The sequence below is a fragment of the uncultured Campylobacter sp. genome, assembly GCF_938030145.1.
Classification (GTDB): domain Bacteria; phylum Campylobacterota; class Campylobacteria; order Campylobacterales; family Campylobacteraceae; genus Campylobacter_B.
Genome location: NZ_CALHGM010000014.1, coordinates 1 through 15,185, shown reverse-complemented (window position 1 = coordinate 15,185; position 15,185 = coordinate 1). Strand labels below are relative to the sequence as shown.

Here is a 15,185-nt window from a genome sequence, read left to right as displayed (position 1 = left end):
TTTATGCTCAGAGGCTTTTTTACAAATAGCGCAGGCACGCTAGTTTCGCGAGTTTTGGGTTTCGTGCGCGACCTGCTTACCGCATCGGTTTTGGGCGCGGGAATTTACAGCGATCTATTTTTCGTAGCGTTTAAACTGCCTAATCTTTTCCGCAGACTATTCGGCGAGGGAGCTTTTACGCAGGCGTTTTTGCCCAGCTTTACCGCCGCGCGCAAAAAAGGAATTTTTGCCGCAGCGGTGCTTATTAAATTTAGCGTTTTCATCGCGCTTTTAACGGCGCTCGTGCTGCTCGCCGCACCCGTTTTTACTAAAGTTTTGGCATACGGATTTAGCGCCGAACAGATCGGTCTTGCGGTGCCCTACGTGCGGATAAATTTTTTCTACCTCACGTTTATCTTCGTCGTTACGCTCTTTGCCTCGCTGCTTCAGTATCGCGACCACTTCGCTACGACGGCGTTTTCGACCGCACTTCTAAATTTAGCGATGATCGCGGCGCTTCTGCTAGCTCGCGGTAAGGACGGCGCCACGGCGGTGCTCTATCTTAGCTTCGGCGTCGTAGCGGGCGGGCTTTTACAGCTTGCGGTGCATGTTTATGCGCTGAAGTTCACCGGCATGCTGCGCGTCTTAGCCGGCGGCTTTGCGAGGCTCGCACGAGGCGATAAACCGCAGACGCAGGGCTTTTATAAAAATTTTTTCGCGGGCGTGCTCGGTGCGTCGGCGCTTCAGCTAAGCTCGTTTATAGATACCTTTTTTGCGAGCTTCCTTGCTAGCGGCAGTATCAGCTATCTTTACTACGCCAACCGCATATTTCAGCTGCCGCTTGCGCTTTTTGCGATCGCGCTTAGCACGGCAATCTTTCCGCGCATGAGCAAATTCGTAAAAGCTCACGACGAAGCGCAGGCTCTGGCGCTCGTGGAGCGCGGATTTTACTTCCTTTTGACGCTGCTCGGGCTCTCTGCGATAGGCGGCGTGATGCTGCGAAATGAGATCACGCAGCTGCTGTTTGAGCGCGGAGAATTTACCCGTCAAAATTCTATCGAATGCGCCGCGGTTCTCGGCGCATATATGGTAGGGCTCGTGCCGTTTGGGCTGTCTAGGATTTTTTCGCACTGGCTATATGCGAACATGAAGCAGAAGCTAAGCGCGAAAATTTCGATCTGGTGCGTCTTTATAAACGTCGCTTTGTGCGCGCTGTTTTTTAAACCCTTCGGAGCAGTGGGGCTTGCGTTTGCGAGCACGATAACGGGAGCGTTTCTGTTCGGCTTCAACCTCTATTTTTTTGGATTTAATAACTTTTTGGCTATAATCCGCGCAAAAAAAATTATTGCGATCGCGGCGCTTTGTGCGGGCGAAGCGGCGATTTTATACATTTTAAAAGGCTTGTATTATGGTAATTTATGATAGTTTGAGCAAAAAGAAGCTCCCTTTTAAGCCCATTAGCGAGGGGCTGGCGCGCATTTACGCCTGCGGCCCGACCGTTTATGACGATGCGCATTTGGGGCACGCAAAGAGCGCCGTGAGCTTCGATCTGCTGCGCCGCGTACTGCAAGCAGAGGGCTATGAGGTTAAATTTGCGCGAAATTTTACCGACATCGACGATAAAATTTTAAAAAAGATGGCGGAAACCGGTAAGAGTCTGGGGGAGATCACGGAGCTTTATACCCGCAGATATTTGCAGGATATGAGCGCGCTAAACGTCGCGGACGCGAGCATTTCGCCCAAGGCGACCGAAAATATCGCCGCGATCTGCGAGCTCATATCCTCGCTTCTTCAAAAAGGCTTTGCCTACGAGATCGCGGGTGACGGCATCTACTTCGACACGCGCAAGGACGGGGATTATCTAAGCCTTAGCGGTAAAAAAGAGGGCGCCGGCAAAAACATCGCCCGCGTCGCCTCAAACGATGCCAAGCACGACGAGAAGGACTTCGTGCTGTGGAAATTTGACGAGAATTGGTTTGATAGCCCGTTTGGCAAAGGGCGCCCGGGCTGGCACAGCGAGTGCGTCGCGATGATTTTGGCGCACCTTGATAGCGACGATCCGCAATTTTGCATTGACATTCACGCAGGCGGCGCCGATCTGCTCTTCCCGCATCACGAAAACGAAGCCGCACAGTGCCGCTGCGCTCGCCATAGAGCGTTAAGCAAATACTGGCTTCACAACGGCTTCGTGCAGGTAAATAACGAAAAGATGAGCAAGAGCCTCGGCAACTCGTTTTTTGTAGGAGATGCTCTAAAAATCGCACCCGGCGAGGCGCTGAGATTTTATCTCTTAAGCTCGCATTACAGGGCAAATTTTAATTATTCGGTGACCGATCTGCTTGCGAGCAAAAAGAGGCTCGATAAAATTTACCGCCTTAAAAAGCGCGTCCGCGACGTTTTAGCTCCTGCTGCAGGGCAAAATTCCGTGACATGCGTATCTGAACATACCGCGCAAATTTCATCCGCGAGTTCTGCGCAGACCTGCGGGGATGCGGGGCGAAATTTAACTTCGAGCGGATCTCAAAGTTTAAGCTCAAGCGCGGCGCCGAATTCCAAGCCTAAAAATTCTGCGTCTGAGCTGCCCGCCGTGGAGGCTAAATTTAGATCGGAGATGATGGAGTTTTTAAGCGATGATCTTAACACCTCAGGCGCGCTTGCGGTGCTAGGTAACTTCGTAGCAAGCGCGAATGAAGCGCTAGATCGCGCGCCAAAAGACAAGGCGCTAAAGGCTCAGATCGCCGCAAATTTGGAGTTTGCGAAGCAGACCCTTGGAATTTTATATGAGGATGAGACCGAATACTTTCGCTTCGGCGTGAGCGAGCAGCAGAGGGTACAGATCGAGGAGCTGATAAAACAGCGCGCGCAGGCGAAGGCGGAAAAGGACTTTGCGAGCGCGGATGCCATCAGGGCGCGCCTTACGGATATGAAGATCGAAGTGATGGATACGGCTAGCGGCACCGTTTGGGAGGTCGCAGCAGAGTAAAACGTAAAATTTAGCATAAAATTTTACGCTAAATTTTGTGATTTTTACTATTCGAGACGTAAATCCGAACGCTAATATGCGCGTAAATTTTAGTGCGATTTCATTCGGCGGTGCGGCGGTAGCATTGCGGCGGCCGTGCATAATTTCGGTGCAATTTTTATTCGGCGATACGGTGCAGGAGCGATGCGATGTACAGCACGACGCGGCGACAGAAGCGCGAGGTGGATCGCTATTTTCATTCGTCGGCGCAGCTGATACGGTGGCGCGATATAGCGCGGTATAGCGGCAACGCTACGGCTCGTCTGAGCGTAAATTTCAGTGCTATTTTTATGACAATTGGCGTGCAGAGTTACGATGCAGCGCAGTGAAAGTAACACTGCGGCAGCCTGTGCGTAAATTTTAACGCGACTAGGTACAGTTGAATACGCTGCGGCGACGCACAAATTTCCGCGCGATTTTTATTCGGCGATATCGTACATAGTGCGTAGCGATGAAAGTCGCGATTTCATTTGTCGATACGGCTGATGTAGCGGCAAAGCCACAAGACAGGCTGCGATTTTCATTCGGCGGTGCGGTGGCGCAAAAGCGCAATGCAGCGCGGCGATGTGAAGTCGTGATACGCGATGTATATTACGATACGGCCTTTGAGCGCTTTATGGCGTCTCAAAGCGTTCAGCGTTTTAAAAATGGCGTGCGAAAGCGTTTGGAGATCGCGACAAATAAAAACTCGCTTGCTTTAAGCGCTTAATGCTTCGAACGCGGCAAACAAAAAAGCTAAATCTCGGCGTCGTCCGCACGGTCGCCGCATGCGAGCGAGTTGATTTAGTGAGCTTGCGAAGCGCAAATTGGTCCCGCGCCGTAGCGTAAATTTGTGCTGCCTCGCGGCCGAAATTCTAAAATTTCAGGAATTTTGGGATTTTAAATTCCTAAAATTTTAGAAATTTCGAAGTTGAAAATTCCTGAAATTTTAAGAATTACAAAATTTCAGAAATTTTAAATTCTAAAATTTCAAGAATTTTGAGATTTTAAATTTTAAAAATTTTATAAAAAAGGATTGCATTTGAACGGCTTTAAAACTTTACTATCGCGCTTTAAGCCCTATTTTAGGGATTACAAGCCGCAGTTTGCATTGGCGATTTTGGGTATGGTAATGACGAGCGTGGCGACTGCTGCGAGCGCGAAGCTGGTCGAGCCCGTTTTAAATAAAATTTTCGTCGAAAAAAACGAGCCGTATCTCTATACGCTTCCGATGGCGATCATCGTGGTTTTCGCGATGAAAAGCGGCGGCGCGTTTATGCAAAACTACTTCACCGCCTTCATCGGTCAAGACACGGTGCGCCGCTTCCGTGATAGACTCGTTGCAAGCCTCGTGCGACTGGACGTGGATTTTTTCAACCGCTTCCGCACGGGCGAGCTCATCAGCCGCACGATCAACGACATCGAGCGTATCCGCGTCGTGGTTTCGAATATGATCCCCGATTTTTTCACGCAAATCATTACGATTTTGGGGCTTTTAGGCGTCGTGATCTATCAGAGCCCAAAGCTTTCGTTTTTCGCGCTCGTGGTCTTTCCGTGCGCGATATATCCGCTCTCACGCCTTGCAAAGCGGATGAAAAAAATTTCGCGCGAGTCTCAAGAAAAAACCTCCGATATCTCCTCAGCGCTCAGTCAAATTTACTCCAACATCGAAATCGTCAAAGCAAGCAACGCCGAGAGCTTCGAAGTGGAGAAATTTAACGCCGAAAACAGGAAATTTTTCGGTCTAAATTTAAAGGCGGTCGTAACGACGTGTCTGGTAAGCCCGATCATGGAGATGCTAGGCGCAGTGGGCATCGCCGTGGTGATCATCGTCGGAGGGCAGGAGGTCATTGCGGGTCAAATGAGCATCGGCAGCTTTTTTAGCTTCCTTACGGCGCTTTTTATGGTCTACACCCCGATAAAAAAGGTCTCCTCGCTATACAACAACATGCAAGACGCCATCGCAGCGAGCGAGCGGACATTTGAGCTGATCGACTTGGAGCCTACGATCGTCGGAGGCGGAAAGCAGATGGGCGAGATCGGCTCGGTGAGCTTTTGCGACGTGTCGCTAAACTACGGCGACAAGGCGGCGCTGAAAGATATAAGCTTCAGCGTCAAAAAGGGCGAAATTTTAGCGCTCGTCGGAAACAGCGGCGGCGGCAAAAGCTCGGTCGTGAACCTACTGATGCGCTTTTACGACGCAAACAGCGGTAAAATTTTATTCAACGGAAACGACGAGATCGGCGAGTTTAGTATCCCTAGCCTACGCGAAAACATCGGCCTGGTAAGCCAGCGCGTCTATATTTTCAACGACACGATCGCACAAAACGTAAGCTACGGAGCGGAATTTAACGAGCAGCGCGTCATAGAGGCGCTGAAGCTCGCCAACGCCTATGAGTTCGTAAGCTCGATGAAGGATGGAATTTACACCGTGCTTAGCGAGTTCGGCGCAAACCTTAGCGGCGGGCAGCGCCAGCGTATCGCCATCGCGCGCGCGCTGTATAAGGACCCGCAAATTTTAATATTCGACGAGGCGACTTCGGCGCTGGATAACGCAAGCGAAAAGGAGATCTCAAACGTCATCGAAAAGATCAAACAAAGCAAAATCGTCTTTGTAATCGCTCACCGCCTCTCCACGATCGAGCGCGCCGATAATATCGCCGTGATGAAAAACGGCCGCATCCTCGCTATCGGCACCGACGCGAAGCTAGCGGGCGAGTGCGAGGAGTATCGCAGCCTAAAGGGGATCATGCAAAACGGCTAGAGCTTTAAAATTCTGCCCCTTTTGCGCCCCGGTTTTGCTCTATGAAATTTTGAATTTTTAGTTTTGAAGTAAACCGCATAAATTTATCCGCAAAGATTGAAATTTTACCTTTAAATTTAGCCGCGCGGATCGCCGCTTCGGCCGCAGGGCTTTTCAATAAAACTCGACTCTTTGGTGCGACGAGGCACGACTGCTAGAGCTTTAACGTTTGGATTAAAAATTTATCTTAAAATTTTAGCGCTTCGTTACGAGCCGCCTCTAAAATTTAAAAGCTCGTGCTGTTTTAAAACCGCTGCGGTAAAATTTTATCGCACGCTGGGCTTTTCGGCGCGTTACCTGTACTTGATCTTCGGCATCTGCAATAAAATTTTGGCTTTATTTTCCTTTATAAATTTTCGCATCTTTTTAAAATCTCTATCTGAATCGAAATTTTTCAAATATTTTTATATAAAAACCGAGCTTTAATCAATAAAAGGCTACAATACGCCAAATTTAATTCCAAGGGAAAGTCATTGTTTGAATCCATGCGCGCAGCACGCTCGCTAAGCCCCCTATTTCTGGGGATTTTCTTTATGTTTATCGGCGACGCGCTAGTCATCGCAAGCGCGGGCATCATGCTAAAAGAATCCGGCCACAGCGAGCTTGAGATCGGACTAATTTCTGCATTTTTCTTTTTAGGGGCGATCTTTAGCGGCTTTTTCGTGCCTTCGATAATCGGCGCGCTCTCGTACGTGCGGGCGTATGCGGTCTTTACGGCGCTTTTCGGAATTGCCGCAATGCTGCATGATCTTGGCTCAAACCTCGTGTATTGGGCGATTTTGCGCTTCATTTTGGGCTTTTGCTACTACGCGCTTTTGATGATAATCGAAAGCTGGATTAACTCAAAGATCACAAACGCTATCCGCTCCCGCGTGCTGGCGATCTACGAAGCGGTTTTTTACGGCGCGTTTGCGATAGGAGTTATAATTTTAGCGCTAAATTTCGGAACGATGAAGGTCTTCGTGCTAAGCGCATTTTTCATCATCCTAGCGCTGCTGCCGGTAAATTTAATCCGCTTCAACCCTCCTAGGGTTCCCGCTCGCATGCGAGTTTCGATGCCGCAAATTTCGATCGTACCGCCGCTTGCGTTTGCGACGGTGGTTTGCGCGGGCATTTTGATTAACGGCTTTTTTTCGATGGCGAGCGTTTTCGTGCTAAGCGCGGGACTTGGAGTGGGCTCGGTGGGTGCATTTATGGGATCGGCGATGGCAGGAGGCTTCTTAGCGCAGCTCGTCTGCGGCACTATTTCAGATAAGTTCGGTCGCAAACGCGCCATAATGATAGTTTGCGTCGTGGGTCTTACTTCCTGCGCGGCGCTATTTTTTGCCAAAAGCTTCATCCTAACGTGCGCACTTGCGCTGATGTTAGGATTCGGCGCCTTTCCTTTATATTCGCTCGCCATCGCGCGCGCAAACGACTCCATCACCGGCGAGGGCGCATCTCGCGTGCAAATTTCTGCGGCGATGCTTTTTATCTATTCGAGCGCATCGCTATGCTCGCCTTTGATCATCGGCGCGATGATGAAATTTTTAGGTGCGAACGGCTTTATCTGGGTATTTTTCGCGGCGATGAGCTTTTTATTCGTATTTGCTATCTTCCGCCCCGAGATCGCGCCGAAAAGATAGCGTCCGGATTTTAAATTTTTTCATAGATCAAAAATTTATAATAAAACGCCGCGATTGCAAACATAAAGCCCATGCCGAAGGTGATTTGCGAAAGCGAAAATCCAAGCTCGAAAAAAAATCCGATCGCAGCCGACACGAGCGTGGCGACGATGAAATACGCCATGTCGTTGTAGGCGATGACGCGCCCGAAAAACTCCCTATCGACGTGGTTTTGCAGCTGCGTAAAAGAATACGACCACACCGTCGTGATGAAAAATCCCGCCGCGATCATCCCCGCAAACGAAAGCCAGTAGTTAAACTCCAGCACCGCCCACAGCGCGATGCCCGCAAACTGCCCCAGCAATAGCCAAAAAAACGTATGTTTATTAACGATCTTGCTTAGCCATATCTGCCCGAAAAATGCAGCCGCCGAGCGCGACATATTCATAAGCCCGATGACTAGCGAGGCGCTTAAAATCTCTTTGTAGCGGTATTTCGCAAGAAGCGCGATGAGATTGTCGTAAGTAGTGACGGCGACGAAGGCGTGAAGGACGATGAGATGCACGACCAAAGGGTGCGAGCGCAAGTAAGAAAAGCCCTCTTTGAGCATCTTAAACACGGGCCCTGGCGCGTTTTTTGCAAGGTCTTTGAAATTTAGCCGCAGCAGGATGAAAAACGAAAAAACGTATAAGCAAAAATCCAAAATAAACGCCGCTCGCACGCCGAAATAGTGGATAAAAACACCCGCGCTCGCCATGCCGAAAGTATAGGTGATAGTCCAAATAATGCCCGTCATCTCGTTAGCAAGCTTTAGATAGGGGCGGCTTAGGAATTTCGGCAGCGTGGAGGATTCGGTCTGAAAAAACAGCGTGCCTGCGACGCTTCGCACGACCACAATCAGAAGCAGCAGCCACAGATAATCCAAACTATCGATAAAAATCAGCATGAAAATACTGATCATCTCGGTTATAAACATCGCCGTCATCAGCGGCTTTGGTTGAAATTTATCCACGATGATACCGTTAATGGGCGCTAAAAAAACATTCGGCACGAACGAAACGACGCCCACCGCCGTAATCGCCCACACCGGCGCGCCAAGCTCAATCAGCAGCGTAGCGACCCCAACGACCGAAAACCACAAGCCAAACATACATATAAAACCCGCCGAAAAGAGCAGTCGGTAGTTGCGCGAATGGCGAAGCAGCACGATGTATCTGATCATAAAATTTTATCCCGTAAATTTAATATAAAAAATCTAGCGAAATTGTATCACGGCGCGCCTTAAAAGCCAAAATAAGCTAAAAATGCTATAATTGCGAAATTTTAATTCAGGAGTGAAAATGGAAGGGTTCGTAACTACGGTAATAGTATTTTGCGTCCTCATCGCAGCAATTCTAAAGATGGGGGTCAAGATCGTCTCTCAATCGGAAATTTTAATCATCGAGCGGCTAGGTCGCTTTCATAAGGTGCTCGACGGCGGCTTTCACATCATCGTGCCGTTTTTTGACGCGGTGCGCGCGAAGATGAGCGTTCGCGAGCAGCTCGTGGACATCAGCAAGCAGCAAGTCATCACCAAAGATAACGTCAACATAAGCGTCGACGGTATCGTATTTTTGAAGGTCATCGACGGTAAGATGGCGCTTTACAACGTCGAGGATTATCGCCGCGCGATTTCAAATTTAGCGATGACGACGCTACGTAGCGCGATCGGCGAGATGAGCTTAGACAGCACGCTTAGCTCGCGCGATCAGCTAAATTCCAAGCTACAAATCGCTCTGGGCGATGCCGCTGATAACTGGGGCGTAAAGATCATGCGCGTGGAAATTTCCGAAATTTCGGTACCGCACGGCATCGAAGAGGCGATGAATATGCAGATGAAAGCCGAGCGTGAAAAGCGCGCGATCGAGCTTAAAGCCGAGGCTGAAAAAGCGGCCCTCATCCGAAACGCCGAGGCGCTAAAGCAGGAGAAGGTTCTCGAAGCCGAGGCGATCGAGCGTATGGCGGATGCGAAAAAATACGAGCAGATCGCGCTCGCGCAAGGTCAAAAAGACGCGATGGATAGCATAAATTTAGCGATGAGCGCTTCCAGCTTTGCGGCGGAATACCTGCTCGCGCAGGGTCGCGTAAACGCTTTTAGCGAGCTGTCCAAAAACCCGAGCAAGGATAAAATTTTGATCCCTTACGAAACGAGCGAGCTGATCGGCTCTCTTAGCGTGCTTAAAGAATTCCTCGGCAAAAACGGCGCGAAGGAGCTCAAATGAACGCGCTGATTTTTATCATAATCGGCGTGATTTTGGCGATCGTCGAGCTTTTGGTGATGGATTTTACCTTTATATTTTTCAGCGCCGGATTTTTCATCACGGGACTTTTGAGCTTCGGCTTTCACCTTGATTGGGACGTACAAATTCTACTTTCGTTCGTGCTCTCTTTCGTGCTTCTAATCGCACTTAAAAGACCGCTAAAATCGCGCTTTTTCAAACCCGAAGAGAAACACGAGGATAACTTTTTGGACGAGAGCGGCACCGGCGTAATCAAAAACGGCATGGTCTATTTCAAAGGCACGTTTTGGAAAAGCGATGAAATTTCAGATCTTAACGAGGGCGACCGAGTCGAAATTTTAGGCGTAAAAAACGGACAAATCGTGGTTAAAAAAGATAGCAGTCGAAATTCTAGCGGCGCAGATGGCGTAAATTTAAATAACGGCGACGCAAATTTAAGCGACGCGGACAGCACGAGTGCCGACGATAAAAATTCTAACGCCGCCGCAAGCGATGCAAATTTAAAGGGAGCCAATGGCTAGAATGAGCGCCGATGAGGCGCTAGAGCTAATCGAGCACGCCGATCTAAACGAGCTTGGGCGCGCGGCGTTTGCGCGCAAGCGCGAGCTGCACCCGGAGCGCGTCACGACCTTCATCATCGATCGAAACATAAACTACACCAACGCCTGCATGGTAGATTGCAAATTTTGCGCATTTTATCGCCACGCAAGCGACGCGGATGCCTATGTGCTGAGCTTTAAGCAGATTAGCGAAAAGATCGAGGAGCTCATCGCCGTGGGCGGCACGCAAATTTTATTTCAAGGCGGCGTCCATCCGAAGTTGAAAATCGAATGGTACGAGGATCTCGTGGAGTTCATCCACAAAAATTACCCGAGCATCACGATCCACGGCTTCTCGGCGATCGAGATCGATTATATCGCGCGCCTTAGCGGCATCAGCACGCTCGAAGTGCTTCGCAGACTGCAAGCCAAGGGGCTTTACTCTATGCCTGGAGCCGGAGCCGAAATTTTAAACGACCGCGTGCGAGACCTCGTAGCGCCGCGTAAAAGCGACAGCGTCACGTGGCTTAGAGTGCACGAGGAGGCGCACGGCATCGGTATGAAAACGACCGCCACGATGATGTTCGGCACGCTGGAAAGCACGCGCGAGATCGTAGAGCACTGGGATAAAATCCGCGAGCTGCAAGACCGCACGGGCGGCTTTCGAGCGTTCATTTTATGGAGCTTTCAGGGGCAGAACACTCGCCTTTTACGCGAGCATCCAGAGATCAAAAAGCAAAGCCCGAACCGCTACCTGCGCCTGCTCGCCGTCTCGCGGCTATTTCTGGATAATTTCAAAAACATCCAAAGCAGCTGGGTCACGCAGGGTAGCTACATCGGGCAGTTGGCGCTGAAATTCGGCGCGAACGATCTTGGAAGCACGATGATGGAGGAAAACGTCGTAAAGGCCGCGGGCGCGAGCTTTCGGATGAGCAAGGACGAGATGATAGCGCTGATCCGCGACGTAGGCGAAATACCCGCCAAGCGCAACACCAACTACGATATTTTGGAGACGTACGCTTAAGTGCGGGGTTTGCGCGTTTGCGGCAGAAATTTATGCGCTTACGGCGCGAATTTAGCGGTAAAATTTGTCTTAAATACAGATAGCGAATTTTTGCGATCGTGGAATTTTGCAACGGGATTTAAAATTTTGATATCGGTATGGGCTTAAATTTACGGGCGCAAGCGGAATTCGCACGGTAAAATTTCATTTCGCTACGGAATTTTGCCTTAAAATTTTGCGGACGCGAAATTATACGCCGCGAGATCAATGCGACGGAGACGGCGCACAGAAGGCATTTTGTGAAGGCGCTTGCCGCGTTTGCGGCGACAAAACATATTGCGGTTTCGATACGCCGCAGAGCTGTATGTTTGGCAGCGGTAATGCGCCCCGTTTAGGCATTAGCGAATACATTTCACCTCATAGCTGGAATGCACTGCGGCGACGCGCTGTTTGGGGTGCTGAAATTTTACAAAAACGCGGCGCAATTAAATTTCAAATTTTAAAGCAGGACGGGCAAAACTGCCCTAGCGTGAAATTTTAGAAGCGAGCCCCCGACGAAAATTTTTAGAGCGGCGCGGCTGCGCCAAAATTTTAAAACCGCGCCTGCAAGAGCGATAAAATTTAAAAATTTTATAAAGGAAAACGATGGAAAAAAAAGAGATTTCACTTAAAATCAAAGGCGGCAAGAGCGCCAAAATCGACTTTTTGTATCAGTTCGACGATTCGCTGCCGGTGGCGAGCTTCAAGTTAATTTTTAAAGCAAGCGGCGCGGTGAGCGAGAAGACCCTGGGCCTTGCGCGCATCTGCGCGGGCGTTTTGGGCGAGGGCTCAAAGACGCTGGGAGTGAGCGAATTTCACCGCAAGCTCGATATCCGCGCGGTCGAGATCAGCGCCGCGAGCAATTTTGAAACCTTCGGCATCCAGCTAAACTGCCTAAAAGAGCACTTCGATTTTGGCCTAGACATGCTGCGAGAGCTGCTTAAAGAGCCCAATCTAACGCCCTCGGTGCTAGAAAAGCTAAAAATGCAAACCATAGGCGAGATCGCCGTGCTAAAAAGCGAGTTTGATTACATCGCGACGTGCAACCTAAAAGCGCTTCTGTATCCGCGCACGAGGCTCGCTCAGCCGCTCATAGGCGACGAGGCGAGCATAGAGCGGATCACTATGAAGGACGTGCGGGAGTTTTTCGCCTCGCTGAGTTTAGAGAATTTATACGTCGTTTTATGCGGCGACGTAAGCGATAAAAACCCGAAAATCGCGGAAATTTTAAGCCTTTTTGCAAGCGGCGAAAAGCGCGAGCTGCCGTTTTTCACGCCGAGCGATGCGAAAAAGATAAAGATCCAAAAGGAGCAGACGCAGCAGGCCTACATCTACTTCGGCGCGCCCTTTACGCTGCCAAAGGAGCAGGAGTTCATCGCAAACACCGCGCTTTTCGTGCTCGGAAGCAGCGGTTTCGGCAGCAGGCTGATGGAGCGCATCCGCGTCAAGCACGGCCTTGCGTACTCAGTCTATGCGCGCGGCGATTTTGAGCTTAGCCGCCGCGAGTTTTGGGGCTATCTGCAGACCAAAAACGAAAATTTGCAAAACGCCGCCACGCTCGTAAAAGAGGAGATCGCGAAATTTATCGCATCGGGCGTGAGCGAAGCGGAGCTGAAAAGCGCAAAAAAATTCCTGATCGGAAGCGCCGTGCTGCAAAAAGAGACGATGTTTAAGCGCGCGGCGATCGCGCAGAGCGAATATTACAAGGGCTACGCATTCGGTGAGTTCGAGCGAAATTTAAAGCGCATCGAGACGCTAAAACTCGGGGCGCTCAACGATTTCATCAAGTCGCACGATGAGATTACAAACCTAAGCTTTTCCGTCATTTGCGACGAGACCGCCGCGAAAAAGGGGCTTAAAATTTAGTCCGTCGCGGCACAGCGAGTGTATACCTGCGACCGGCCTAAAATTTGGGTAAATTTTAAAATTTGTAAAGCGGCGCGGACGATATTAAGGCGCGAACGGCGCTAAATTTTACTTTTTCGCTCCGCTTGCGGACGGCTTGTGCGTTTAAATTTAAAACCGCGTTTGCGTCGCGCTAAAATTTGTGGGGCTTACAAGAACGGCTAAATTTGCGAGCCTTATAAGGGCGGCTAAATTTAAAGGCGCCGTGCGCGGCTCGGTAAAATTTTAGCGCACAAAATCAAAGCCCGATTTCGCACACCGTTTGTAAGCCGCGCCGTGAAATTTAAAAAGGCGCGGAGTGACGGCTGCCGTAATTGAATTTTTGCGGTTCACAAATCGCGCTGCGAAAATTAAAGTCGCGACTTGGGCTTTCACGAGCGGCGCCAAGTCCATGTTCGCAAATCGCGCCGTGAAATTAAAAGCGCTCGCGCTCTGTTTTAAAACGAGGTGCGCACCGCAAAGACGCGGTTGCCAAACAAAATACGCGCAAACGAGTAAAATTTACAGGCACAGTCGGCGAGCAAATTTGCCGCAATGGGCGAAAATTTTGAATAAAATTAAGTGAGCGTTCGATGCGGCGCATAGAATTTCGATCAAATTTAGGCGGACGATTTCGCTTCGGCGCATAAAATTTCACAGCGCAAGGGCTTAGCGCCTATCAAATTTAAAGGATGAAAATTGATTTTTGAAGCAAAAGACGCGGCGACGCTGCAAAAGGCGGGCATTACGACGCTTTTGGATATGGCGCTGCTTCTGCCCAAAAGCTTCGACGATCTGAGCGTGGGGGACGCGCCGTGCGCGGGCGAGAGCACGGCGGAGGTCGAGTGCCTCTTCCAGCACAGGCGCGGCTCGATGCTCATCGTCACGGCGCACTGCCTCAACTGGGAGCGCGAGATCAAAATCGTGATCTTCAACGCCAAAAACTGGCACTTCGGCGCCTTCAAGCGCGGTAAAAAATTTTTCATCCACGGCAAATGCGACGAAAACTTCGGCTCGTGGCAGTTCGTAAACCCAAAAATCGTAAGCGAGCCGGGCAGGATCGCGCCCAAATACAAAGCCGCGCTGAGCGACGCCGCGGCGCAAAAGCTGATCAAAAAATATCTAAGCGCGGGCGCGCTTCTAGACTGCGGGCTGCGCGCGGACGAGGCGGCGGTACTGCTCGCGCTACACGAAAGCTCGCCGCGCAGCGTGCGAATGCTAGCCGCGCTAAATAGGCAGCTCAAAGAGGGCGGCGCGGAAAATTTCGGCGAGCGCGACGACGTTTCAAACAGCGGCAGAATTCCAAGCGGCAGTGAAATTTTAAATGGCGGAATTTCAAGCAGTGATAAAATTTTAAATGACGACGGAATTTTAGATAACGGCGAAATTTCAAGCTCGCAAAACTCCGCCGCCGCTGAAATTTTAAACGGCAGATCGCAAAATGATGAGATTTTTGAAGGTAAAATTTCAAACTATCCGCGAAGCGGCGGAGTTTTTGCCTGCGAAGCAAAGCGCGGTGCGGAGAATGAAATTTTAAACGACGAAATTCCAAAGGACGCGGAGACTTCGCCCCACCCAAGTCTCCGTGACGGCGAGATTGCGAGCGATGAAATCTTAGACGGCGATCAGCCTCGGGCGCACTGCGCAGAGATTTATAACGACGAAAATTTTAGCATTCAAAGCGACGAGGATTTTCTTACCGCATACGGCGCCGAGGCGCACAGAGATGAAATTTCAGACGATCTCAAAAGCGACAATGACGCGGCGGCGAGCGGCGATAAAATTTCAAAAAATCTAGTATACGACACCCGAGCAATGGCACGGTCAGCAGACACTCGAGCTGTGACCGCGCAACCCATGCTAACTCATGTCGCGCCCGAGCAGTCCATAGCCGAGCAAGCCGCAGTCGCAAAACAAAATTTAAGCACCCAAGGCGTAGATACGCAATCCGCAGCGGTTCAAACTTCAGACGTTCGAATTGCAGATTTGCAACCCGTAGCCGCCCAAACTCAAAACGCAGGCACGCAACCCGCAGCAATCCAAACTTCAAGCCG

10 protein-coding genes and 2 pseudogenes are annotated in these 15,185 nt (G+C 50.2%); 10 read left to right on the top strand and 2 right to left on the bottom strand.

What is annotated here, in order from left to right; translation table 11 throughout:
* Positions 1-3: 3 nt before the first annotated feature.
* From murJ to Q0323_RS03480, 4 genes and pseudogenes are all read left to right on the top strand, one after another.
* Positions 4-1,401 carry a murein biosynthesis integral membrane protein MurJ gene (gene murJ, locus Q0323_RS03495; protein WP_298051532.1) on the top strand — a complete coding sequence of 466 codons (1,398 nt, stop codon included), beginning with the start codon at positions 4-6 and terminating at the stop codon, positions 1,399-1,401.
* Positions 1,388-2,839, top strand: a pseudogene (gene cysS / locus Q0323_RS03490) (cysteine--tRNA ligase); the annotation flags it as partial. The gene murJ and the pseudogene cysS, both read left to right, overlap by 14 nt.
* A gap of 613 nt (positions 2,840-3,452) precedes the next feature.
* Positions 3,453-3,710, top strand: coding sequence for a hypothetical protein (locus Q0323_RS03485; protein ID WP_298051530.1), 258 nt, complete (start codon positions 3,453-3,455; stop codon positions 3,708-3,710).
* Positions 3,711-4,022: 312 nt separating this feature from the next.
* On the top strand, positions 4,023-5,744 hold the full coding sequence (locus Q0323_RS03480) for an ABC transporter ATP-binding protein (protein ID WP_298051527.1): 1,722 nt from the start codon (positions 4,023-4,025) through the stop codon (positions 5,742-5,744).
* 4 nt (positions 5,745-5,748) lie between these two features.
* On the opposite strand, the gene Q0323_RS03475 is transcribed toward Q0323_RS03480, so the two are convergent.
* Entirely contained in the window at positions 5,749-5,901 is a 153-nt protein-coding gene (locus Q0323_RS03475) for a hypothetical protein (RefSeq protein ID WP_298051525.1), read from the bottom strand.
* Between the two features lie 355 nt (positions 5,902-6,256).
* On the opposite strand from Q0323_RS03475, the gene Q0323_RS03470 reads away from it, so the two are divergent.
* Complete coding sequence (locus Q0323_RS03470; protein ID WP_298051522.1) at positions 6,257-7,408, top strand: MFS transporter; 1,152 nt, start codon at positions 6,257-6,259, stop codon at positions 7,406-7,408.
* Between the two features lie 10 nt (positions 7,409-7,418).
* On the opposite strand, the gene Q0323_RS03465 is transcribed toward Q0323_RS03470, so the two are convergent.
* Positions 7,419-8,609, bottom strand: coding sequence for an MFS transporter (locus Q0323_RS03465; protein WP_298051519.1), 1,191 nt, complete (start codon positions 8,607-8,609; stop codon positions 7,419-7,421).
* A 118-nt stretch (positions 8,610-8,727) separates the two neighbouring features.
* On the opposite strand from Q0323_RS03465, the gene Q0323_RS03460 reads away from it, so the two are divergent.
* From Q0323_RS03460 to Q0323_RS03440, 5 genes and pseudogenes are all read left to right on the top strand, one after another.
* Positions 8,728-9,648 carry a stomatin-like protein gene (locus tag Q0323_RS03460; RefSeq protein WP_298043472.1) on the top strand — a complete coding sequence of 307 codons (921 nt, stop codon included), beginning with the start codon at positions 8,728-8,730 and terminating at the stop codon, positions 9,646-9,648.
* Positions 9,645-10,187, top strand: a complete 543-nt coding sequence (locus Q0323_RS03455; protein ID WP_298051516.1) for an NfeD family protein — start codon at positions 9,645-9,647, stop codon at positions 10,185-10,187. Before Q0323_RS03460 ends, Q0323_RS03455 begins: the two co-directional genes overlap by 4 nt.
* Entirely contained in the window at positions 10,180-11,229 is a 1,050-nt protein-coding gene (locus tag Q0323_RS03450; protein WP_298051514.1) for a dehypoxanthine futalosine cyclase, read from the top strand. The genes Q0323_RS03455 and Q0323_RS03450 overlap by 8 nt, the downstream gene beginning before the upstream one ends.
* Positions 11,230-11,853: 624 nt before the next feature.
* Positions 11,854-13,113, top strand: a complete 1,260-nt coding sequence (locus tag Q0323_RS03445) for a pitrilysin family protein (RefSeq protein WP_298051511.1) — start codon at positions 11,854-11,856, stop codon at positions 13,111-13,113.
* 717 nt (positions 13,114-13,830) lie between these two features.
* Positions 13,831-15,185, top strand: a pseudogene (locus Q0323_RS03440) (hypothetical protein); the annotation flags it as partial.